The following is a 21,164-nucleotide window of genomic DNA, read 5'->3' on the forward strand; positions in this document are numbered from 1 at the left end:
AAGCCCTGCTAGAAATAGCAGGGCTTTTTTATATTTGAAGAAAAGAGTTTTGCTTGTAGATTGTATGAGTGCTGTAAAGGCATCGAGACCCTACACTTCACGCTATTCCGGCACATATTAGAAAGCCTAGTCTGACGACTAGGCTTTCGTCGTTTCCGGCATATGAATCTTATTATTCAACTTCGAGTTTTGTAGAAGCGTTGTCCGTTGAGCTCGAGCTCTGATATTCCAACACTTATTATAAAAGTCCTGCTCTTTCTAGAAGCGCTTGATTACGTTAGTTGATATTTGTGGCTATCGATTCAATGGTTAACCTTTAGAGAATGTCTTAGTGAGGTTTACTTCTTACTAATTTGAACTGGTTGATAAAGATGTCTCGTCTCTAGTCACAAGGTTTTGCTGGTTCGGCAACTCTTGCTATATCTCTACTGCTTAATAGATGAACCTATTAAGCAGTTGCGTGAAACCCCGGCTTTAGCGTTTTATAGTTGGAATATTGATGGCCATTTAATTGCTAATTCAGCGTGATTTAACGTGGCTTTCGGTCTGTTGGTGAATATCTTTAAATGTGTTCTCTCAAAGTGAGCTCCTTTTACTCTTCAGCTTACAGGCGTCATACCTCTCGAGCCTCTTCTAAGAGCTTGTATATAAAAATCGTAAAACTACATATAGACACAATTAGTGTCGTTCTCCGTTTGTTTGGGAGGCTTTATTACGCTATTTCATAGTTACTTTTGTGCACTAGGTTTGGTGGCGTTGGACGGGTAGGGTTCGATGAGTTTGGTTTATAGGTGTTGTAGAAGTTATCTAGGGGCAAATAACAGATACAAAAAAGCCGATGCTAGACATCGGCTTAGTTTGAGTCGTTTTGAATTACGCTGGTTGAACGAGAGCGAGTGCTTTACGAGAAACCTCGTGAGCTGCTTTCGTTAAGTTTTGCTTCTCTAGGGCATCAGATAGGTATCCGTAATCTGAAACATTTGAGCGAAGTGCTAGTGCTTTTTCAAAGTGACTTTGTGCTTCTGCCCACTTCTGTTCTCTTAGGTAGAATTGAGCCAATGCGCTGTGTGCTTCGGCATTGCCACCATCTTTACTGATAGCACGCTCTAGCATCACAACTACTGGGTGGTGATCGGCAAGATTTAGCTCAGGAAGCAACATATAGAGCTCATTTGAACCACTCTTCGCAATGTTTTCTTTAATCACTGTGAAGGCTTCTGAATCAGCTTTACGAGCGATCAGTTGCTTCACAAAACAAGAAACAAGGTGAGAGCTTTGTTTTTGCTTTCTTGAAAGCTTATTCCAATGACTGATTAAACCTTCGCTACCTTGCTGCTGTGCCACATCGTGAAGCAAACCACATTGAGCTTTCTGTTCCAGCTCAACTTGTTCATCAGGTGTAAGAAGCTTGTTCTTAGCCAGCTTAGGCGTTAGCTCTAACAGTGGCTGCCACAGCTTAAGCTGCATGTAAGTGGCTTTTAGCAGGCCAAGTACGGCGGTGTTATTCGGGTACGAACCTTTCAATGTTGAAAGTGTATCGAATGCGGCTTCGTAGTTCGACTCACTGATCTGTTGTTTTGCTTTCGTTAGCTCAACGGCCAATAGAGAGTCCTCTTGTTGGCTAGCAAGCTCAATGTACTTATCACGCTCACTTGTATTGCCTTGTTCGTGAGCAGCTTGAGAAGCGACTAAATAACAAAGTAGCGGCATGTCGTGGTGGTTAGCCCAACGAGTTACCTTCTTCTCTGCGCCTTTCCAGTCACCTTCAAGAAGCTTGATGATGCCTTCATTGGTATAACGACGAGAGCGCTTTAGTTTACGAACACTGAACCAGTTCCAAGTTGTCGAGCTTGCGTACATAAGCTTTTTAAATAGGTACTCTAAGCCGAATAGAGCCGCTAGAAGAGCAATGACAAAGATAACCAGTGTTGTCACGCTCATCTCAATGGTCTTATTCGCAATTGAGATCAGAACGTAGCCTTGTTGACCAGAGAACTGAGTACCAACAATTAACCCAGCACCTAGAACGAGAAAAAGAAAAATCCAACGAATCATTATTTTTCCTCCGCGGTCATAACGGTTACTTCACGACGTAGGCGCTCACGTATCACGTCTGATAACTCATTTTGAGACTCAAGTTTCACAGGATATTTCACAGAAACATTCTGCTCGCTCAGCTGCTTAATTGCCTTCTCAAACTCAATCACTGAGTTGTTGTCTTGGTTTAGGTACGACTTCGACCATTCGTTAGCTGTTTGTAGTGCTGCACTGTAGACATCACCTTGTTCTTTGTAGACAGCGCGAATTGCGGTCTCTAGTTTGCCCTTGATATTCTCACGCAGGTAAAAGTGTTGCTCAGGAGAGAGTAGAGGAATAACTTCACCATCACGACTGCGGAATGTGATGAAGTTTTCTGAAAAATCTTTCATCGACGTCATCAGGTTGTTCTGCCAATCATTGATATCTTGCGATACGGCTTTTTTCTCAACAACCGCAGCTTCTGGAAGAATCGCATTGGCAAGCGGCAGCGTATCGACTTGTTGTTGTAGGCTTGTGATGCGTAGAACTAAGCCATCACGGTCGATAAGAGGAATAGTGCGAAGCTTAGTAATGTCATTGGTCATTGATTGACGAAGAGAGACCAAGCTTGGGTCATTCAGTGCGGCGATACGTTGATCGGCGCTTTCCATTAGTTTGGTTGCACTAACGGCATCATGCTCTAGGAACAGTTTACGTCCTGCTAGTTTCACAAGGTAATCAGCTTCAGCAAGCAACCAGTCATTTGGACGGCGACCTTTAACATCAGCAACCGCTAGCTGTAGGCTTTGAATGCTCTTCTGTTGCTGAGATTGCACGACTTGAGTTTTCTCCACCGCATGTGATGCTTCTTGGATGGTCTCTTGCTTGATGGTTTGTAGGTCTTTATTTACTGCAGATTGAGTATTTTGCAGTTGTGCTTGAAGAGCAGCGATTTGAGCCGAGTACTCAGCGCTCTTTTGCTGCATTTGAAAGGCGATACCGCTACTGAAGACAATTGAAATAGCGATCGCAATAGCGCCTAGTTTTACACCGCGCTTACCTTGCTTTTCTGATCTCTCTATTTGCTCTTTATGTTCAGCTTGAGGCTGTTCATTTTGAGCGGTATTTGACGCAGAGGCATCAAGTTTTTGTTCAGGCTGTTTTGTCTCTGTAGAGTCAGCTTTTTCGTTTTCAACAACTACTGGCTGAGTGTCTTGTTTCTTTTCAGGTTCAATATGCTCATTATTTTTTTTGCTTGTCATGCTTATTTCCTGTTCTAGCTAGGGCCGGAGAGCAGCCAGTAATATTTGGTTCGTAGCACTGTGAGTATTGGTCACGTTTGAGAAGCCGAGTTGTTGTGCTCGTTCTACTATGCGCTGGCTTGGGACAAATAAATGTCTTGTTGAAAGCCAAGCCAAATACTCATCAGGGGTAATTGAGCAGAGATACTCCAATTGTTCCTGACTAGTGATGACAACTTTGGACGTTTTTTTGTTTATCCATGTTTGATAGGTATTGTGGTCGCTAATAGGAATATATTCTCTACGGTAGGTCTCACAATAAGAGACTTGTGCACCTCGATTGAGTAGAGAATCTCTAATGAGCTCACGCCCACCATTTCCACGCAGTATCAAAATGGATTTATTATCTACGCCATTAAGTCCAGTAAGTTTGAGAAGATGTTCACTATCACTCACTTTGGGATAGTTTACTTTTTGTTTACTAACTTTGCTTAAAACGTGCGCAGTTTTTTGACCAACGCCAAGATAAAGCGGCGAAGTTGGCCAAATAGATGAAGTTTTCGAAAGGATGTTTTGGGCAGCGGTCACGGCGTGGTGACTGACTGCAATAATGATATCGCTGTTATTAAGCTGGGTGCTTAAATCCGATGAGTGTGGATTATCAACGATACGAATAAGCGGATGATGGATTGCTTGAATCCCTTCATCCGCTAGTTGTTGGCAAAGCGATTGTCCCTCTGAACCGGGACGAGTCACCAACACTGTCATAGTTATTCTTGGTCTGCGTATAGCTTGGTTAAGATTTCTCTCGCGCCATCATCCAGCAATTGATTTGCCAGAGTAACGCCAAGTGCTTCTGCATCTTTGCGAAGGCCAGAGATCTCACCACGAACCATTTTAGAACCATCTGGTTCGCCTACTAATGCACGTAGCCAGATATTATCGCCATCTAATAATGAGTAGCTACCGATAGGAACCTGACAACCACCTTCTAGAGTTAGGTTCATTGCACGTTCGCATAGCACACGATCGGCTGTGTCTTTGTGGTTCAGTGGCTCAAGAAGCTTGATTAGACGTTCATCATCTAGACGACACTCAATACCAACAGCGCCTTGCCCTACAGCAGGTAGAGACTGTTCAGGTTCGATAAAGCTACGGATACGCTCTTCTAGCTCTAATCGCTTAAGGCCAGCTGCTGCCAACACGATAGCATCGTATTGACCATCATCGAGTTTACCTAGACGAGTACCAACGTTGCCACGCAGTTCTTTGATGATGAGATCTGGGCGGTATTCTAGCAACTGACATTGACGACGCAGGCTGCATGTACCTACAACTGCACCTTGTGGTAACTCATCGATGTTGTTGTAAGTATTTGATACGAAAGCATCACGAGGATCTTCGCGCTCACAAATAGTTACTAGACCTAGACCTTCAGGGAAGTCGACCGGTACGTCTTTCATTGAGTGAACCGCTAGATCAGCACGACCTTCTAGCATTGCTACTTCAAGTTCTTTAACGAATAGCCCTTTACCGCCTACTTTAGCAAGTGGCGTGTCTAGGATGATGTCACCTTTGGTCACCATAGTTACCAACTCAACCTCTAAACCAGGGTGAGCAGCTTGCAGTGCATCCCTTACAAAGTATGCCTGCCAAAGGGCAAGAGGGCTTTTTCTGGTCGCGATACGGATTGGTGCTGAATTTGTCATGGTGTTTCCGATATAGATTCTGTAATAGGCTAATCCTACCATTGTGAGGCGAAAATTCTTACTGTTTGATCATTCGATACTTTGATAGCAGAGGGAATTTCATGAGTTCACCAAAATAGTGTGATTGGTATCTCATTTGAAACATGGGCTATTATTAGAAATAGTCAATAAAGAGGACACTACGGCGCCGCGAGTTTTACTTTCAGTCATCAAGGGATTCGTAAGTATGACGGCGTCCTTTGCTTTACCGATAAGGGTAAAAGTGTTAAATTGATCACGTTTTGTTGCTGCTTTCGTTCAGTAACTAAACAGAAGTACACTTAATCTCAAACCAAGGACTTACCTTGCAGGCTTACACTCAAACTTTGATTCAACGATTAGACAATCTAAATCAGCAGCGCATTGATCGTGCGTTGGCGTTGATGAATGTGCAGGGCCAGCGAGTTTTTAACCTTATCCCCGCGCTGCTTCACTTCAATCACCCGATGATGCCTGGTTATTATGACCAACAAGTTCCTTTTGGAATTCGTAGCTTCACGCTCAATGAATTCCAAAAGCAATTTGTCTCTGATACTGAATTAACTCTGGGCGGAAAACTTACCGAGGCCGCTGAACCAGCAATCTTGGGTTTGTACACCATGGGTAGTACTTCGTCTATTGGTCAAAGTACCTCAAGTGATCTTGATATCTGGGTGTGTGTATCTCCAGATATGGATGGCGCATCTCGCGATAGCCTGACCAATAAATGCCTGCTTATTACTGATTGGGCTGAAACCTTAGGGGTTGAAGCGAACTTCTTTTTGATGGATGAAGAGCGTTTCCGCTCGAATCATTCTGAAGAGATGACCGGTGATAACTGTGGTTCTTCACAGCACTTACTACTGCTTGATGAGTTCTACCGCTCAGCCGTTCGTTTGGCTGGCCAGCGTTTGTTGTGGCAAATCATCCCGCCAGAAATGGAGGAGTGCTACGACGAGTATGTCCAAGGTTTATGTAACGATGGTTATCTTGATTGCTCGCAGTGGATCGATTTCGGCAAGCTGAACAGTATTCCTGCTGAAGAGTACTTTGGTTCAAACCTATGGCAGCTCTATAAGAGTATCGACTCACCGTATAAATCGGTGTTGAAGGCGATCCTGTTAGAAGCTTATTCATGGGAATACCCAAACACCCAGCTTCTTAGTATTGACACCAAGCGTCGTTTCTTCGCAGATGAACCTGATCTGTATGGCATGGATAGCTACTATCTGATGCTTGAAAAGGTCACTCGCTACCTAGAACGTATCAACGACCATACTCGATTGGATTTGGTGAGACGCTGCTTCTATCTTAAAACCCACGAGAAGTTGTCACGAGATGCGGGTATTGGTTCTGTCGCATGGCGTCGTGAAGCCTTAACCGAGATGACTAAATCTTGGAACTGGGGACATGAAACCATTGCTGAGCTCGACAACCGCCGTAACTGGAAGGTTGAGCAGGTTAAAGTGGTACACCATGCGCTGCTTGATGCCTTGATGCTGAGCTATCGTAATCTGATTCAATTTGCACGTCGCAACGACATCACTTCAGCTATCAGCCCGCAAGATATCAGTATCTTGGCACGTAAGCTTTATGCTGCGTTTGAGGTGTTACCAGGCAAAGTGACGCTACTGAATCCACAAATATCCCCGGATCTCCATGAGCCAGATTTGAGCTTTATCGAAGTTCGTCAGGGTCAGTCAAATAAAGCAGGTTGGTACTTGTACAAACAGCCTTTGATTGCACATCGCATTCTCGGTCAGCCTTCACTTGAACACCATGAGTACTTGAGTAAATTGGTTGCTTGGTCGTTCTTTAATGGCCTAATTACAGAGTCGACGCGTTTGCACTCTGTGGTTCGAGATGCTCATATTGATATCGATAAATTTTATCAAATGGTGAGCGATCTACGTAATACCTTCTCTTTGCGTAAGCGTCGTCCGAGTATGCAGGCACTGGCGAGCCCGTGTGAGATAAGCCAACTGGCGATGTTCATCAACTTTGAAAATGACCCGACGTCTGAATTAAGTGGTCGCGCATTAAAAGTGGATCTTAAGAATGCCGATATTTTCAGTTTTGGTGAAGAAGGTAAGAGCTTAGTCGGTAGTGTTGATCTGGTTTATCGGAACTCTTGGCATGAAGTTCGTACACTTCATTTCCAAGGCGAAACCGCGATGTTGGACGCGCTGAAGACGGTACTGGGTAAAATGCACCAGGATGCGTTGCCGCCAGAGTCGGTCGATGTGTTCTGTTACAGCAAAAACCTACGCGGTGTGATGCGTAATATGGTGTATCAACTGCTTGCCGAGTGTATCGACTTGCGATTAAAACCGATTGAGCCAGAGAAACGCCGCCGATTTAAGGCTATTCGCCTGGCAAACAAAATGTTTGGTCTGTTCTTTGAACGTCGTGGTGTATCGGTACAGATGTTGGAAAACTCGGTCGATTTCTATCGTAGTATCTCGACGAATAAGCTGAAGGGCTCACCTTTACTGATGCTCGATAAAGAGCAAGAGTATCAGCTACCAGAAGTGGTTGATGGTTTTGCGAGTGAAGGTTTAATTCAATTTTTCTTTGAGGATACCGACAAAGGTTTCAATATTTATGTATTGGACGAGTCGAATCAGGTTGAGGTGTATCACCAGTACAGCGGTGAAAAAGATGAGATGATCGCAAGCGTGAATTCTTTCTACACTTCAGTAAAAGATGAGTCGAAGGTGTCGTCTAAGTTGATTAACTTTAACCTACCTCAGTACTACCAAATTGTTCACCCTGAAGAAGGTAACTCTTATGTGGTGCCATATCGTAACGATGCGACTTTAGCTTCTCGGAGCTCAAAGATAGTCAATATCTAGTCTTACCAAAACTGATTGATATTAAAAAAGGAGTGATTGATTCACTCCTTTTTAGTTTTGCTTACAAATGATTAGACCCAATTAATCTCTTCATCTGCGTGCTTTTCGCACTCTTCTTTGACCATCTCAAACAACGCCATGCCCGTCTTTGAACATGTCCACTTGTCGTCAACTAGCTTGAAGTGAAAGCCGCCAGATTTAGACGCTAACCAGATCTCACGCATTGGTTCTTGGCGATTGATGATAATTTGGCTGCGGTTTTCAAACTCCAACGTCATTACGTTACCAGTCACTTCATAATCAATATCTGCCTCTGATTCATCGATCGCTTCTTCGATGTTTTGCATCTGTATATCGACCAGCTTATGAAATTCAGTCTCGTTCATCCTTTCTATCCTATTGCTTTTCCTGAGTGTGGTGCGATTATAGGGGGCATTGAGTTAATAATCACGATGTGCAAAATGAAAAAACTAATTACCGCTTTGTTTATGGTGTCCGTTATTGGACTTTCTGGTTGTGGTCAAACGGGTCCTTTGTATGATCCTGATGAAGTTCAACAGACTGAACAATCACAATAAGTGAAACACGCAGAAATCGTTATTTATAAGGGATAAGAACTTTGGATTACTTCAACTATCAGGAAGATGGCCAGCTTTGGGCTGAGGACGTCGCACTTTCACAACTAGCAGAGCAATATGGTACACCGCTGTATGTATATTCTCGTGCCACATTAGAACGTCACTGGAACGCATTTGACTCATCGGTAGGTGAGCACCCGCATTTGGTGTGTTACGCCGTTAAAGCTAACTCGAATCTAGGCGTGTTGAATACCTTAGCTCGTTTGGGTTCTGGTTTTGACATCGTTTCTGGTGGTGAGCTAGAGCGTGTGGTTGCTGCAGGTGGCGATCCGGCGAAAGTTGTTTTCTCTGGTGTCGGCAAAACAGCCGCAGAAATGAAGCGAGCGCTTGAGTTGAACATTAAATGTTTCAATGTAGAGTCTGAGCCAGAACTGGAGCGACTGAATAAAGTGGCCGGTGAACTTGGAGTTAAAGCGCCGATTTCACTGAGAATCAACCCTGATGTTGATGCCAATACTCACCCTTATATCTCTACGGGTCTGCGTGATAACAAGTTTGGTATCGCCTTCGATCGTGCTCCTGCTGTTTATGCGTTTGCTAAAACACTCGATAACTTGTCTATCCATGGTATTGATTGCCATATCGGCTCTCAGTTAACGGATATCGAACCTTTCATCGATGCCACTGATCGCTTGCTTGCGTTGATCGATCAACTACGAGCTAACGATATCAACATCAAGCATCTTGATGTTGGCGGTGGTTTGGGGGTGGTTTATCGTGATGAATTACCACCACAGCCCTCTGACTACGCGAAAGCCTTGTTGGCTCGCCTAGACAATCATTCTGATCTAGAGCTGATTTTCGAGCCAGGAAGAGCGATTGCGGCTAACGCTGGTGTATTATTAACAAAAGTCGAGTTCCTTAAGCCAACAGAGCATAAGAACTTTGCCATTATCGATGCGGCAATGAACGACCTGATGCGCCCTGCACTTTACCAAGCTTGGCAAGATATTGTTCCAGTTAGCCCGCGTCAGGGTGAAGCTGTGACTTACGATTTAGTTGGCCCTATATGTGAAACGGGTGACTTCCTAGGTAAAGATCGTGACCTTGTTCTTGAAGAGGGCGATTTATTGGCTGTTCGTTCAGCAGGTGCTTATGGCTTCGCTATGTCATCTAACTACAACACTCGTTCGCGTGCGGCAGAAGTGATGGTTGATGGCGATAAAACTCATTTGGTTCGTCAGCGTGAAGAGCTTACGAGTCTGTGGGAACTTGAAAACATTCTTCCGGAGTAATTTTAAGCGTTATGCACTTCCACTTTTCTAAAATGCATGGTTTGGGCAATGATTTCATGGTCGTGGACTGCATTACTCAAAATATTTTCTTTTCTCCAGATTTGATCCGTCGTTTGGCGGATCGTCACACTGGTGTGGGTTTTGACCAGCTACTTGTAGTTGAAGCTCCCTATGATCCTGAAACTGACTTCCATTATCGCATATTTAATGCAGATGGCAGTGAAGTTGAGCAGTGTGGCAATGGTGCACGTTGTTTTGCTCGATTCGTTCGCATGAAAGGCTTAACGAATAAGTACAGCATCAACGTGAGCACCAAGAAAGGGAAAATGGTTCTTAAGATTGAAGACAATGATTTAATCACTGTCAACATGGGTATTCCTGAGTTCGAACCGGGCAAGATTCCATTTAAGGCGAAGCAGCCAGAAAAGACGTATATCCTAAGAACGGATGTACACACCTTGTTCTGTGGTGCTGTTAGCATGGGTAACCCACATGTGGTTACCGTAGTTGATGACGTCGATACAGCAGATGTGGATACCTTAGGTCCGCTGCTTGAATCTCACGAACGTTTTCCTGAGCGTGTTAATGCTGGCTTTATGCAAGTGGTTAACCGTGAAGAGGTTCGCTTGCGCGTCTACGAACGTGGTGCGGGTGAAACTCAGGCGTGTGGCAGTGGCGCATGTGGTGCAGTTGCTGTTGGTATAACACAAGGCTTACTGGCTGAGAATGTGAAGGTTCGTCTACCTGGTGGTGACTTACACATTAGCTGGCAAGGCCCTGGGAAACCTCTGTTGATGACTGGTCCAGCAACGCATGTGTTTGATGGTCAGCTTTCTTGCTAATAACGATATAACAAATAGATTTATAAAAAATAAAGGATAGGTTTTGTCTTACGTTGAAGGCGACACTCTGACTGCAGAGGTGGTTGCGGAATATTTACGAGATAACCCAGATTTCTTTCAAAACAGGAAAGATTTGGTTGATCGCCTTGCTATTAATAATGTTGAGCAGGGCGCTGTTTCTCTGGTTGAGATTCAGCTTAAACGTCAGCGTCATAGAATCGAAGAGCTGGAAGAAGAGATCACTGGCCTGATGTCACTAGCGGCGAATAACGATAAAACTTTCTATGAATTCATGGATCTGCAAACTCAAGTGTTGAAATGCAGTGACTTCATTCAGGTTATCAAGGCTGTTGAACAAAAAGCGTTGGAACTAGGGCTTAAGGCTCATGTACGAGTTCTCTCACAATTAGGTTTTTATCAGCTGAATGAAGAGCGTTACTCGAAATTTTCACTTAACCATTTCAATGGCAAAGATGCTTATCTAGGGCGATTGAGAAAGGCAGACAGACACGATTTGTTTGGTGATTATCCAGTTCCAGAGCTAGGCTCTTATGTAGTGCTACCCCTTGCTAAGCGATCTCCACTGGGTGTACTCGCTTTTTCTAGTGAAGATGGCGGACACTTCCAGCCTCATATGGACACGCTCTTTTTACGCCATTTAGCACTTGTTGTCGCTCATTTGGCGGACACCTTACCTTGGCAGATAAATAATGAGCCTAGAGCCCAAAATACCTCTTCCTAATAGCCTTCAAAAGCCGCTTTCTCGCTTCTATGAATATCTTAGAAGTGAGAAGGGACTCAGCTTACACACCCAACGTAACTACAAACAACAACTTGAAACCATGGCCGCTCATTTAGTCACTCTTGGACTAAAGGATTGGTCTCAAGTCGATGCGGCGTGGGTAAGACAACTTGCAAGTAAAGGCATGCGCGAAGGAATGAAAGCGAGCAGTATTGCGACTCGCTTATCTTCACTGCGCAGCTTCTTTGATTTCCTTGTCTTGCGTGGCGAAATGACCGCCAATCCAGCCAAAGGGGTTTCAGCACCTCGTAAACAACGTCCTTTGCCTAAAAACCTCGATGTTGATGAAGTCGGTCAGTTGCTTGATGTGAATGAGGACGACCCACTGTCAATTCGTGACCGAGCGATGATGGAAGTGATGTATGGTGCTGGATTACGTTTGGCTGAGCTGGTCGGTATCAATCTTAAAGATGTCTTGGGTCGACAAGGCGAAATCCGAGTGATTGGTAAAGGCGACAAAGAACGCAAAGCGCCTTTTTCTGGTTTAGCGAAAGAGTGGGTTGATAAATGGCTCAAAGTTCGTGGTGAACTAGCTTCGCCGGGTGAGCCTGCACTGTTTGTCTCGAAGTTAGGGACTCGTATCTCTCATCGCAGCGTGCAAAAGCGCATGGAAGAGTGGGGCAAGAAGCAATCTGTCGCGAGTCACATCAGCCCGCATAAACTGCGTCACTCCTTTGCAACACATGTACTGGAGTCGAGCCAAAACCTTCGTGCGGTTCAAGAGTTGCTCGGGCATGAAAACATCTCGACAACCCAAGTGTACACTCACTTAGATTTCCAACATTTAGCACAAGCTTATGACCAAGCTCATCCAAGAGCTCGTAAGAAGAATAAAGATTAGATTAAAGGTTTAACTATGCGAATTTATCGAGGGTTAAAGCCCATCAAAGCCATGACCTTTGATTTGGATGATACCTTGTACGACAACTGGCCTGTGATCATGAAGGTTGAGAAAGAGATGGCGCAGTGGCTTTATCAAAAGCATCCTGTGTCTGCTTCTCTTTCGTTAGAAGAGTGGCAAGGTATCAAACAGCAAGTCGCCTCTGAAAACCCAGCGTTAAAGCATGATGTCACCGTGTGGCGAGAAACACAGATTAAGCGTGGTTTGTTACAACTGGGGTATTCTCAGCAGCAAGCAGAACAAGCGGCTCGTGAAGGCATAGAACACGCTTTGTGGCTGCGTAATCAGGTGGATGTGCCACAAGAAACGCATCGAGTGATGGCTGAGCTGAGCCAACGTATTCCTTTAGTTGCGATTACTAATGGCAATGTCGACCCACATAAAATTGGCTTGGGGCAGTACTTCCAATTAATCCTTAAAGCCGGTCCTGACGGCAGAGCAAAACCCTACCCAGATATGTTTGATAGAGCTCAGCAATACCTAAATTGTGACGCTGAGAATATTCTCCATGTTGGTGACCATCTTAGAACCGATGTCTATGGAGCGAAGACAAATGGTTTCCAAGCATGCTGGTTTAATGATACTGGTTCCAATTTATATGATTCCCCTAAGGCAACAGTGCTGCCTGATGTTGAAATAGAGCAACTTAGTGATCTTATGCGATTAACTTAATGGCCGTAGTAAGCTTAATGTGTCGCATTTATGATATTGAATTGTTACATTAGTCACAATTAAATGCCTGTTTAGGCTAGGATAATTGGCGACTACTTTTGATCGGAATTTTTGATTCATAGTAGTACGGGTTCTCATTTCACTCGATTTCGAACAAGGGTTGGCATGCAAACATTTACATTTCTCGCAAATACTGAGGAGTTATTTAAGTCTCAATTTGATCAGCGAGAGTGGTGTGACAGCAAACAGTACCTTATTCAAATTTTCTCTGCTCAGTCCTCTGATATCGCTCGTCGAATTGCCAATGCAGCCCTCAATCGCATAGGGCATGCGACGTTAATCGGTCAGAGCGCCCGTTATGTTATCTGTGATAACAGCCTGAAGCATGAATGTACCTTAGTCGTCGTCAGTGAATTTAACGATACCCATTTAACGTCTACAGTTCAGACGTTTACCGGAAACCCAAATCAAGACAGCCAAGATCTCGCTTCTCAATTAAACCTTACAGAAGAAACCAAAATGGTTATCAGCTTGTGCGATCAGGTTGAAGGGCGTGACTATCCTATTTATAGCGCCTTTGAGAGTTTACCTTACGCATTACCAGTTGCTGGTGGGCTGTGCCACGAGAATGAATATGGCCGTTGGGTTATGCATAATGAGCAAACCTACCAACATGCTTGTGTTGCGGTTGCATTGACTAACCCTAGCTTAAAGATTTGGTCGGACGCGTATTCTGAGTGGAATCCTATTGGGATGAAATTGCGAGTGACACACGCAGTTGGAAATCGTTTATATGCGTTGAATGACAAGCCGGCTATCGAGGTGTTCAAACATTACCTTGCTGATGGTAAAGATCTCCCTTTTAGTCAGTTGATGAGCTTCCCCCTGTATCGAGAGCTCGGCAGAAAGAAGTGCATCTCGACGCCTCTACGTATTAATGATGATGGTAGTATTGAGTTTGATAGCCCTTGGCATGTCGGCGAAGAGGCCCAGTTTTGTTATAACCATCCTTCTTTGACCGCAGAAAAAGTGCGTCACGGCGCTGAGATGCTTGCCGTGCATCAGCCTGAATCTGTGATCATCTATAACTGTGTATCTCGACTAGAATTTATCGACAGTAAACTTGAGCTCAAACCATTTGAAGGGATAGTAAACGCGTGTGGTGCATACTGCATGGGCGAACTATATCGCAACGACGATCGCCAAGAGATACTGCATCACAGCCTTACCTATATTGCGATGAGAGAGTCGGACGAGATTAATGAGTTTCGTTGCGAAGATTTCAAGCGAGACTCAACGGTATCGCCACTACTCAACTTAGTCAGAAATGCGGTCGCAGACCTCGACAGTATGAACACTCAGATGGAGAACAAACTCCATCAACAGGCACGTCGCTTAACTGAAAGCTACCGTATTGACTCTCGCACAGGGCTACCCAACCGTATTGTATTAAAAGAACGCCTCAATACGATTTTATTCAATGAACATCTGTTGACGCTGAAGCTGACTAATTTTCATCAAGTTAACGAAAAATACGGTTATCAAGTGGGTGACCAATTACTGCTTGATCTGTCGAATCATTTTGTCGACCGATTGCACCTTAGTGTGGCTAAGGAATCCAAGGTAAAGGTTGAACTGTTCAGTATTGGTGTCGGTGAGTGGGCAATTATCTTTAACGCGAGTGTCGATAGCGTGAAGATAGAGCAACGTTTCGTCGAGTTTGCTGATGGTATTGAGCATATTAATTTTGAGCCATATGGATTAACCGACATAGACTACCTTTCGGTTTCTCTGTGTGGTGGTTTCGCTAGTCGCTGTGATTTCTTAGCTGATAGCGGTGATGAGATCTTGTTGAAAGCGATTGAAGCTCGACGCTACGGGGTGCGGAACAATACTCACATCACTAATGCAAAAAACATTCAGGTGAGTGAGGAAGATCGTAAAGAACAACTAGGCTGGCTGAGCTGTGTAAGCCGCGCAATCTTAGATCAGAACATTATCACCTACTCACAGCCGATTGTGGCGTCTGGTACTCACGAAATGATTGGCCAAGAGTGCTTGGTCAGAATCATGGAGTCGGACGGTACCATTGTACTCCCTGGTAAGTTCTTACCCATTATTGCTGACACGCATCTCTATACTCGCCTTAGCCGGCACATGATTCGAAACACCATTGGCTACATGGCAAATAAGCAGAGTTCTTTTTCAATCAACCTATCCCCACAAGACTTACTGAGCGATAAGACGCTTGAAGTTCTCGAGTCAGCGATTAGTGGTATGAACGACCCCACTCGACTTGGTCTAGAGGTTCTCGAGTCTGAACAGATCAAAGATTATGGCCGCATGATAGAAGTGTGTGATCACTTCCGTGCTCTTGGGGCGAGAATCATTGTTGATGACTTTGGTTCTGGTTATTCCAATATTGATGAGATCATTAAACTTGAGCCGCAGATCATAAAGCTCGACGGTAGCTTGATTCGCAATATCGACAAAGACCCAAAGCAAAGGAATATCGCCTCTCAATTAGTACGCTTGTGTCAGGTGTTTAACGCCAAAACAGTTGCCGAATTTGTCCATAACCAACAGGTTTGTGAAATTGCAGAGCAAATGGGTGTCGATTATCTGCAAGGTTATTACTTTGGTGAGCCTAAGCGACTGTTTTAGTTATTAAAACCCTCCGACCTTAACGTTACTTGCTTTTAAAGTGCTTCACTGGCACTGATGATGGCTCTTTAGTGGAATGAATGATGTCTAACTAGCGTCACATTATTTATAAGACGATTGTAAGTATTCCGTGCAAGCTTTATCTATAATAAGCACAATAACAAATCATTAACGTAACGATTAATGTGAATATGCAATCGACCTCTTTCCAGATACAAGACATTAAGTGCACCCAGCGTGAATTGCAAAAGATAGATTTTCATCCACATGACAATCTACTGATTCAGGTGTTTTCTTCTTTCGAGAAAGATTCGGTGTTGGCTGCCTGCCAAGTAATTCAGTCGACTTTCCCCAACGCCAAATTGATTGGTTGTAGCGCTAATCACTACATCAGCCAAGGTGTGATCCTGCATAAAGGTCTCTATGTTATTGTTACTCGCTTTGAGGCGACGTCTTACACTTGTGGTGTTGTCGAATATAGCGAGCAGCCTCGACGGGATAGCCAAGCGATGTGGCAGCAGCTTGAATGTAATGCTGATACTCAAAGCATTCTCTGTTTCGCCGATCGCTTGCAGATAAATAACCAAGATCTATTTTCAGCGTTTGAGCAGTCGATATATTCATTACCTGTTTGTGGCGGTGCATCGACCATTACAGAGCATGGACGATGGGTGATGCTCGATGGTATTTGCTATGAAAATGCCTATGTCATGTTAGCACTGCACAGTGTTGAACTCGCAATTACTAAGGGGTATTACTGCGAATGGAATCCTATTGGTCGTACCTTCCGAGTGACTGGCGCTCAAGATAATCGGCTAGCTGAATTGGACGGTATACCTGTCCGAGAAGTCTATAATCGTTACCTTGCTGACGGTCTCGAAATCCCTTTTGAGCAACTGTATAACTTCCCCTTGATGGTCGGTGAACCAAAAGACCAGAACACTCACTTACCGCTCAAGGTGACAGAGGGCGGAGAGATAGAATTCAGTGGGTCGTTTCAGGTTGGTGATGAGGTGCGGTTTTGTTATGACCACCCTTCATTGACCCTAGAACAAATCCGACTGGGCGTTCAACAGATTACTTCCCATAAACCAGAACAGTTTTTTATCTATAACTGCACTTCGCGCATTGATTTCATTGATGGCAACCAAGAGGTTGAGGTTTTCCAAGCATTAGCGGACACCTATGGCGTGTACTGCATGGGAGAGCTCTATCAAGATAATGACCAGCAACGAATTTTGCATCATAGCCTCACTTATCTTGCGCTTAGGGAAGGTGAAGGCAAGGCGGTATTGCCATTAGAGACACAACCCGCGACCAATATTTCCCCTCTGTTTTCATTGATACGAAATGCTCTGCTTGATGTCGATGACATGAACAACAGCATGGCGGGTAAGATTCAACAGCAAGCGACCGCATTGACCGCGAGCTACCGAATTGATCGCCGTACAGGTTTACCTAATCGAAGCGTGCTGCGTGAAAAACTGTCAAAAATGAGTACCGATAGTCATTTGTTGGCTTTGAAAGTCACGACATTTGGCCAAATCAATGAGAAGTATGGCTATCGAGTCGGTGACAAGCTTCTGCATGATTTAAGCGAGTATTTTCAAAAGGCGCTGTGGCAGTTCTTTGATGAGGGGTGTCAGCTCTATAGCATTGGTATCGGTGAGTGGGCGGTGGTCTTTGATAGCTGGGTGGGGCAAGAACATATTCATCAGCGTTTTTCTGAATTTGCAGACCAAACGGAACATGTGAATTTTGAACCAACGGGGTTGCCTGATATTGATTATCTGTCGGTATCCATCTGTGCGGGCATAGCCAGCCGTCGAGATTTTCCTACGACCTCGATTGATGATTTGTTGTTGAAGGCGATTGATGCTAGGCGCAGCGCCGTGAGTCAGAACAAGCATCTAGTGAGCGCCAAGACGCTCATTCAATTGGAGAAGCATCGCCAAGAGCAGCTTGGTTGGCTGTCGTGTGTCAGTCGCGCGGTGCTTAATCAGAATATTGTGGCGTGTTCCCAACCTATTGTCTCTGCGCACAGCCATCAGGTAGAAAGTTACGAGTGCTTGGTTCGAATTGAAGAAGATGGACAACTGATTGTGCCGGGTAAGTTCTTGCCAATCATAGAAGGAACGCACCTCTATACACGTCTGAGTCGCCAGATGATAACGCGTACCTTTGATTTTATGAGTCAGCGAACCGATTCGTTCTCAATTAACTTGGCGCCACAAGATTTTAGCAATGAGAAAACCATTCTTCACCTTGAGCAAGCCATCAAGAAAATCAGTCACCCACAGCGTATTGGCTTAGAGGTGTTAGAAACGGAACAAATTCAGGATTACGGTCGCTTGATCGAGGTGTGTAATCACTTCCGCGACCTTGGTGTGAATATTATTGTTGATGACTTTGGTTCCGGCTATTCGAACATTGATGAGATATTGAAGTTAGAACCACAAGTCATAAAGCTTGATGGCAGTTTAATTCGGAATATTGATAAAGATAAGAAACAGCGCAAGATCGCTCAGCAACTGGTGAGTTTGTGCCAGATACTGAACGCTAAAACAGTTGCGGAGTTCGTACATAATGAACCGGTGTGTCGAATCGCAGAGGATATGGGTGTCGATTACCTGCAAGGTTACTACTTTGGTCAACCTCAGCGCTTATTCTGATAGGGAGAGTAAAATCTCTTTTCAACGAACAGCTAGAGTGTGCGTTTCACGTGAAACACTAAATGGTTCAATAGATTAAAGTACGATGTAAAAAGGGTGAGCTCATGGTTCACCCTTTTTGTTTTCAGTATCTGTCCCGTTCTGAAATGTGTCTGTTGTCTTCCCGCGCTCTTGCTTGAACTATTTGAGAGCATGGCCACATTTGTTGGCGTGGAATACTTTTAGATACTGTTGGTAGTAGTCATCAATGAGCTTGGCAGGTTCGCTTTCACCTAAAGATTTGAGCAATTCAATGCCCACTTCGCAAGTACACAAATGGCCACTGTCTTGATTGCGGCGCAAGGTGTAAGAGGATTCGCTGGTGATGTCCAGATGAACTTGTGGGACGGTTTGTAACCACGAGCTCTTGTTAAGCATCTTCTTCGCTTCTTGCCATGTGCCATCCAATATGATGAATAGCGGTTTACGATTCTGGGCTTGGGTCATCACAGCTTGCTGACACTCGATGCTTTGATCACTTGGGAATAACAGAAACGGTTGTCGTGTTTCATCTTCAAGCAGTGCCATTAGCTCCGCTGGTGGTGTTTTCCTTTGCCATACCAAGGACTGACACTGCTCAAGAGATTGCTGAAGCAGCTTTCCGGTGTTGGTGTCTCGCGACAGCTCATTCTCATGAGTCAATAGTACAAGATCAGTTTGGCTTTCAACCGTCGGTATTAGATGACAAACGCACTGGTGAGTGAAGCCACAACCAGGGCAAGCTTGTTGATTACTCATGGTTATAGCTTAACTCCGCTTTGCGCTGGTGATATGCCATCAGCAAACAGAACCACGTCGCTGATATCAGCATCATTTGCAACTGGAGCGACACTTGGATTCAGTGGGTAGCTAACACCGGTGTAAGACAGTGTGTGCTTCGCAGGTGTTGCTCCACCGCCACTGACATTGAAGATCAGATCCTGCCAGCCGTGGTTTTGCGATTTACCTAAGCGTATGTCGCCCTTAACCAGTGTCACTCGGCTATTGAAGCGCCAGTTATCTTGATGGTTTTCGAAAATCAGCAGTGTACAGCCACCCGAGCCACACCAGTCCAGTTGAGCAAACAACTCTTCCTTGCCGTCACCGTTGAGGTCGTAGGTTAACCAGCGGTACTTGGTATCGTCAGGTGAGCTGTTGTTGATCTTAAAATACTCGCGGATCGCTTGGTCGACTTTTGGATCAAGTTGATCACTGGAGTTGACCTGCTTAGCGGTTAGATCAACGTTAGCGGGGGTGTTTGCTTGCGCTTGCGCACTCTTAGCTTCGAATAGCACCAGACCGCCATTGGCAATCGGATAGACCACGTTGCCCACTTTCTCTTTTTCAGCGATTAGCTTGCCATTATCGAGTGTGAAGATACGCTCGGAGATCAAATACTGTTGCTGGTGGCGAGTCATAACCACTTGTACCTGATTTTGGTTCAGTTGCTGCCAGAAGCCCTGCTCAACAATAGAAGGGTCTCCATTGCTGTATGAATAAGTCGTGATAGCACTGTGGTCATTGTTGAGTTCAAGGTTGATAGAGAACCCTGAGTTTTGCGTTGAGCTAGCGAAGTAGAGCCCGCTCCAGTCCAGTGTTGGATCTTGGTTAGAGACCGTTGCACAGCCATTATAGTTACTGTCATTGAGGTTAAGCTTGGCATGCCATCCATAGATAGAATCGCTCATGCCGTCGCTGCAACTCTCTTTTGTAAGGTTGAGTTTGCCTTGCGCTGCTTTACCTTCTAATTGGTAATCGCGACTGCTTAGTGTGGTGCGGCTTGATTCAATATCGAGGATCTGTGGCTGTTCGCCCATCTTAGTGTATTTGAGCTGGTCCTTATCGAAGCTTGCTGACCAGAAAGGTTCATTGCCGAATACACGTGTTGAACGCAGTGGTTGGTCGCAGCGCTCTGGGTTCTCTGCGGTTAGGATGTTCACTTGGTCAACCACAAAACGGGCTGTGAAGTCTGCGTTATACCCCGTTTGGCTCGGCACGGTTAGGTGACCAATCAGCTCGCCATATAAGGCTTGGTAAGGTCTCGTTGAGAGCCCTTGTGCTTCTAGCGCTAACTCTGGAGATAAGTCTAACCAGTATTGTTGTTGGCTACCGCAAGGAGTGAAGGTTCGGCTTTCATGACCAACCACCACCTGACCACGCATTATGAAGGCTTGCGGTTGAATGCTCAGTGGCTCATCCAAGGTTGCTGGGGGCCGTTCCGGTTGTTGCGGCGTATCAGGTGCCGTAACACAGCCTTGTAGAGCGAACGCGACTAGCCATGTCACTGGGTTTTTCATTACCTTCATGTTATATCTTCCTCGGAGCAACCGTTAATTGGATTTATTATGGCATATTGGTTATTTAAAACAGAACCCGACACCTTCTCTATTCAGACTCTAAGAGTACAAAAAACCTCTTGTTGGGAGGGTGTACGCAACTATCAGGCTCGAAACATGATGCGTGATGACGTCAAGCTTGGAGACTTGGTGATGATATACCATTCATCATGTAAAAAAGTTGGTGTGGCGGGGATCGCGAAAGTAACCAGAGAAGCCTACCCAGACCACTTTCAGTTCGACCCAGAGAGTAATTACTACGACCCTAAGTCTTCGCCCGATAATCCGCGCTGGATAATGGTTGATGTTGAGTTTGTGCGAGTGACTGAACGCTTGATTCCTTTGGCAACACTTAAAGCCATGCCTGAACTGTCAGAAATGCCACTGGTTAAACGGGGCAACCGATTATCGATCATGCCGGTTACCGAACAAGAGTGGCAGGCAATATTAAGCAAAGAAATACAGGGTTCTCGATAGCGTTAGAGAGAGCTTTTTACGTAAGGTTCAAAAAAGGCAGCCAGTTGGCTAATGCCGATCAGTTA

General features: G+C 44.8%; 17 protein-coding genes. 10 read left to right on the plus strand and 7 right to left on the minus strand.

The window, feature by feature from the left end; translation table 11 throughout:
- Positions 1 to 873: 873 nt before the first annotated feature.
- From AB4589_RS23025 to hemC, 4 genes are read right to left on the minus strand one after another with little or no spacing between them, the layout of a single operon-like run.
- Entirely contained in the window at positions 874 to 2,055 is a 1,182-nt protein-coding gene (locus AB4589_RS23025) for a heme biosynthesis protein HemY (protein ID WP_017098553.1), read from the minus strand.
- Positions 2,055 to 3,281 (minus strand): uroporphyrinogen-III C-methyltransferase, encoded by a 1,227-nt coding sequence (locus AB4589_RS23030; RefSeq protein ID WP_372101765.1) that lies wholly within the window; start codon positions 3,279 to 3,281, stop codon positions 2,055 to 2,057. Before AB4589_RS23030 ends, AB4589_RS23025 begins: the two co-directional genes overlap by 1 nt.
- Before the next feature lie 18 nt (positions 3,282 to 3,299).
- Entirely contained in the window at positions 3,300 to 4,028 is a 729-nt protein-coding gene (locus AB4589_RS23035) for a uroporphyrinogen-III synthase (RefSeq protein WP_372101766.1), read from the minus strand.
- A 2-nt stretch (positions 4,029 to 4,030) separates the two neighbouring features.
- Entirely contained in the window at positions 4,031 to 4,969 is a 939-nt protein-coding gene (gene hemC, locus AB4589_RS23040; RefSeq protein WP_009848205.1) for a hydroxymethylbilane synthase, read from the minus strand.
- Positions 4,970 to 5,313: 344 nt separating this feature from the next.
- On the opposite strand from hemC, the gene AB4589_RS23045 reads away from it, so the two are divergent.
- Positions 5,314 to 7,842: a class I adenylate cyclase gene (locus AB4589_RS23045; RefSeq protein WP_009848206.1), complete on the plus strand. Its 2,529-nt coding sequence runs from the start codon at positions 5,314 to 5,316 to the stop codon at positions 7,840 to 7,842.
- Between the two features lie 71 nt (positions 7,843 to 7,913).
- Here the strand turns inward: AB4589_RS23045 and cyaY are convergent, their stop codons facing one another.
- A complete protein-coding gene (gene cyaY / locus AB4589_RS23050; RefSeq protein ID WP_009848207.1) occupies positions 7,914 to 8,228 on the minus strand; it encodes an iron donor protein CyaY in 315 nt (104 codons plus the stop codon).
- A 75-nt stretch (positions 8,229 to 8,303) separates the two neighbouring features.
- Here cyaY and lptM point away from each other — a divergent pair, with 75 nt between their 5' ends.
- The 8 genes from lptM to AB4589_RS23090 all read left to right on the plus strand — a co-directional run bounded on the left by lptM (position 8,304) and on the right by AB4589_RS23090 (position 18,268).
- Positions 8,304 to 8,420, plus strand: coding sequence for a lipoprotein (gene lptM, locus AB4589_RS25725; protein ID WP_407829960.1), 117 nt, complete (start codon positions 8,304 to 8,306; stop codon positions 8,418 to 8,420).
- Between the two features lie 41 nt (positions 8,421 to 8,461).
- The gene (lysA, locus tag AB4589_RS23060) at positions 8,462 to 9,715 is read left to right on the plus strand and encodes a diaminopimelate decarboxylase (protein ID WP_009848209.1); all 1,254 of its coding nucleotides are present in this window, start codon (positions 8,462 to 8,464) and stop codon (positions 9,713 to 9,715) included.
- 11 nt (positions 9,716 to 9,726) lie between these two features.
- Positions 9,727 to 10,557 carry a diaminopimelate epimerase gene (gene dapF, locus AB4589_RS23065; protein ID WP_009848210.1) on the plus strand — a complete coding sequence of 277 codons (831 nt, stop codon included), beginning with the start codon at positions 9,727 to 9,729 and terminating at the stop codon, positions 10,555 to 10,557.
- A gap of 43 nt (positions 10,558 to 10,600) precedes the next feature.
- Positions 10,601 to 11,299, plus strand: a complete 699-nt coding sequence (locus AB4589_RS23070) for a DUF484 family protein (protein ID WP_012605049.1) — start codon at positions 10,601 to 10,603, stop codon at positions 11,297 to 11,299.
- A complete protein-coding gene (xerC, locus tag AB4589_RS23075) occupies positions 11,268 to 12,200 on the plus strand; it encodes a tyrosine recombinase XerC (RefSeq protein WP_086048531.1) in 933 nt (310 codons plus the stop codon). The genes AB4589_RS23070 and xerC overlap by 32 nt, the downstream gene beginning before the upstream one ends.
- 15 nt (positions 12,201 to 12,215) lie before the next feature.
- Positions 12,216 to 12,932: a 5-amino-6-(5-phospho-D-ribitylamino)uracil phosphatase YigB gene (gene yigB, locus AB4589_RS23080; protein ID WP_017098548.1), complete on the plus strand. Its 717-nt coding sequence runs from the start codon at positions 12,216 to 12,218 to the stop codon at positions 12,930 to 12,932.
- A gap of 165 nt (positions 12,933 to 13,097) precedes the next feature.
- Positions 13,098 to 15,596: an EAL domain-containing protein gene (locus AB4589_RS23085; RefSeq protein ID WP_372101767.1), complete on the plus strand. Its 2,499-nt coding sequence runs from the start codon at positions 13,098 to 13,100 to the stop codon at positions 15,594 to 15,596.
- 191 nt (positions 15,597 to 15,787) lie between these two features.
- Complete coding sequence (locus AB4589_RS23090; RefSeq protein ID WP_372101770.1) at positions 15,788 to 18,268, plus strand: EAL domain-containing protein; 2,481 nt, start codon at positions 15,788 to 15,790, stop codon at positions 18,266 to 18,268.
- A gap of 180 nt (positions 18,269 to 18,448) precedes the next feature.
- Here the strand turns inward: AB4589_RS23090 and AB4589_RS23095 are convergent, their stop codons facing one another.
- Both AB4589_RS23095 and AB4589_RS23100 read right to left on the minus strand, forming a co-directional pair.
- The gene (locus AB4589_RS23095) at positions 18,449 to 19,045 is read right to left on the minus strand and encodes a tRNA-uridine aminocarboxypropyltransferase (RefSeq protein WP_372101768.1); all 597 of its coding nucleotides are present in this window, start codon (positions 19,043 to 19,045) and stop codon (positions 18,449 to 18,451) included.
- 2 nt (positions 19,046 to 19,047) lie between these two features.
- A complete protein-coding gene (locus AB4589_RS23100; RefSeq protein ID WP_372101769.1) occupies positions 19,048 to 20,592 on the minus strand; it encodes a COG3650 family protein in 1,545 nt (514 codons plus the stop codon).
- A 39-nt stretch (positions 20,593 to 20,631) separates the two neighbouring features.
- On the opposite strand from AB4589_RS23100, the gene AB4589_RS23105 reads away from it, so the two are divergent.
- Positions 20,632 to 21,099 carry an EVE domain-containing protein gene (locus AB4589_RS23105; protein WP_102249643.1) on the plus strand — a complete coding sequence of 156 codons (468 nt, stop codon included), beginning with the start codon at positions 20,632 to 20,634 and terminating at the stop codon, positions 21,097 to 21,099.
- The last annotated feature ends 65 nt before the right edge of the window (positions 21,100 to 21,164 follow it).

The sequence above is a fragment of the Vibrio sp. 10N.222.49.A3 genome, from assembly GCF_041475145.1.
GTDB lineage: Bacteria > Pseudomonadota > Gammaproteobacteria > Enterobacterales > Vibrionaceae > Vibrio > Vibrio tasmaniensis_A.

What these genes read in the sequence shown, in the direction of transcription:
- AB4589_RS23095 (WP_372101768.1), bottom strand. Translation starts at nt 19,045, where the DNA reads ATGAGTAATCAACAAGCTTGCCCTGGTTGTGGCTTCACTCACCAGTGC.
- lptM (WP_407829960.1), top strand. Translation starts at nt 8,304, where the DNA reads ATGAAAAAACTAATTACCGCTTTGTTTATGGTGTCCGTTATTGGACTT.
- AB4589_RS23030 (WP_372101765.1), bottom strand. Translation starts at nt 3,281, where the DNA reads ATGACAAGCAAAAAAAATAATGAGCATATTGAACCTGAAAAGAAACAA.
- AB4589_RS23025 (WP_017098553.1), bottom strand. Translation starts at nt 2,055, where the DNA reads ATGATTCGTTGGATTTTTCTTTTTCTCGTTCTAGGTGCTGGGTTAATT.
- hemC (WP_009848205.1), bottom strand. Translation starts at nt 4,969, where the DNA reads ATGACAAATTCAGCACCAATCCGTATCGCGACCAGAAAAAGCCCTCTT.
- AB4589_RS23105 (WP_102249643.1), top strand. Translation starts at nt 20,632, where the DNA reads ATGGCATATTGGTTATTTAAAACAGAACCCGACACCTTCTCTATTCAG.
- dapF (WP_009848210.1), top strand. Translation starts at nt 9,727, where the DNA reads ATGCACTTCCACTTTTCTAAAATGCATGGTTTGGGCAATGATTTCATG.
- AB4589_RS23090 (WP_372101770.1), top strand. Translation starts at nt 15,788, where the DNA reads ATGCAATCGACCTCTTTCCAGATACAAGACATTAAGTGCACCCAGCGT.
- cyaY (WP_009848207.1), bottom strand. Translation starts at nt 8,228, where the DNA reads ATGAACGAGACTGAATTTCATAAGCTGGTCGATATACAGATGCAAAAC.
- AB4589_RS23085 (WP_372101767.1), top strand. Translation starts at nt 13,098, where the DNA reads ATGCAAACATTTACATTTCTCGCAAATACTGAGGAGTTATTTAAGTCT.
- yigB (WP_017098548.1), top strand. Translation starts at nt 12,216, where the DNA reads ATGCGAATTTATCGAGGGTTAAAGCCCATCAAAGCCATGACCTTTGAT.
- xerC (WP_086048531.1), top strand. Translation starts at nt 11,268, where the DNA reads ATGAGCCTAGAGCCCAAAATACCTCTTCCTAATAGCCTTCAAAAGCCG.
- AB4589_RS23035 (WP_372101766.1), bottom strand. Translation starts at nt 4,028, where the DNA reads ATGACAGTGTTGGTGACTCGTCCCGGTTCAGAGGGACAATCGCTTTGC.
- AB4589_RS23100 (WP_372101769.1), bottom strand. Translation starts at nt 20,592, where the DNA reads ATGAAGGTAATGAAAAACCCAGTGACATGGCTAGTCGCGTTCGCTCTA.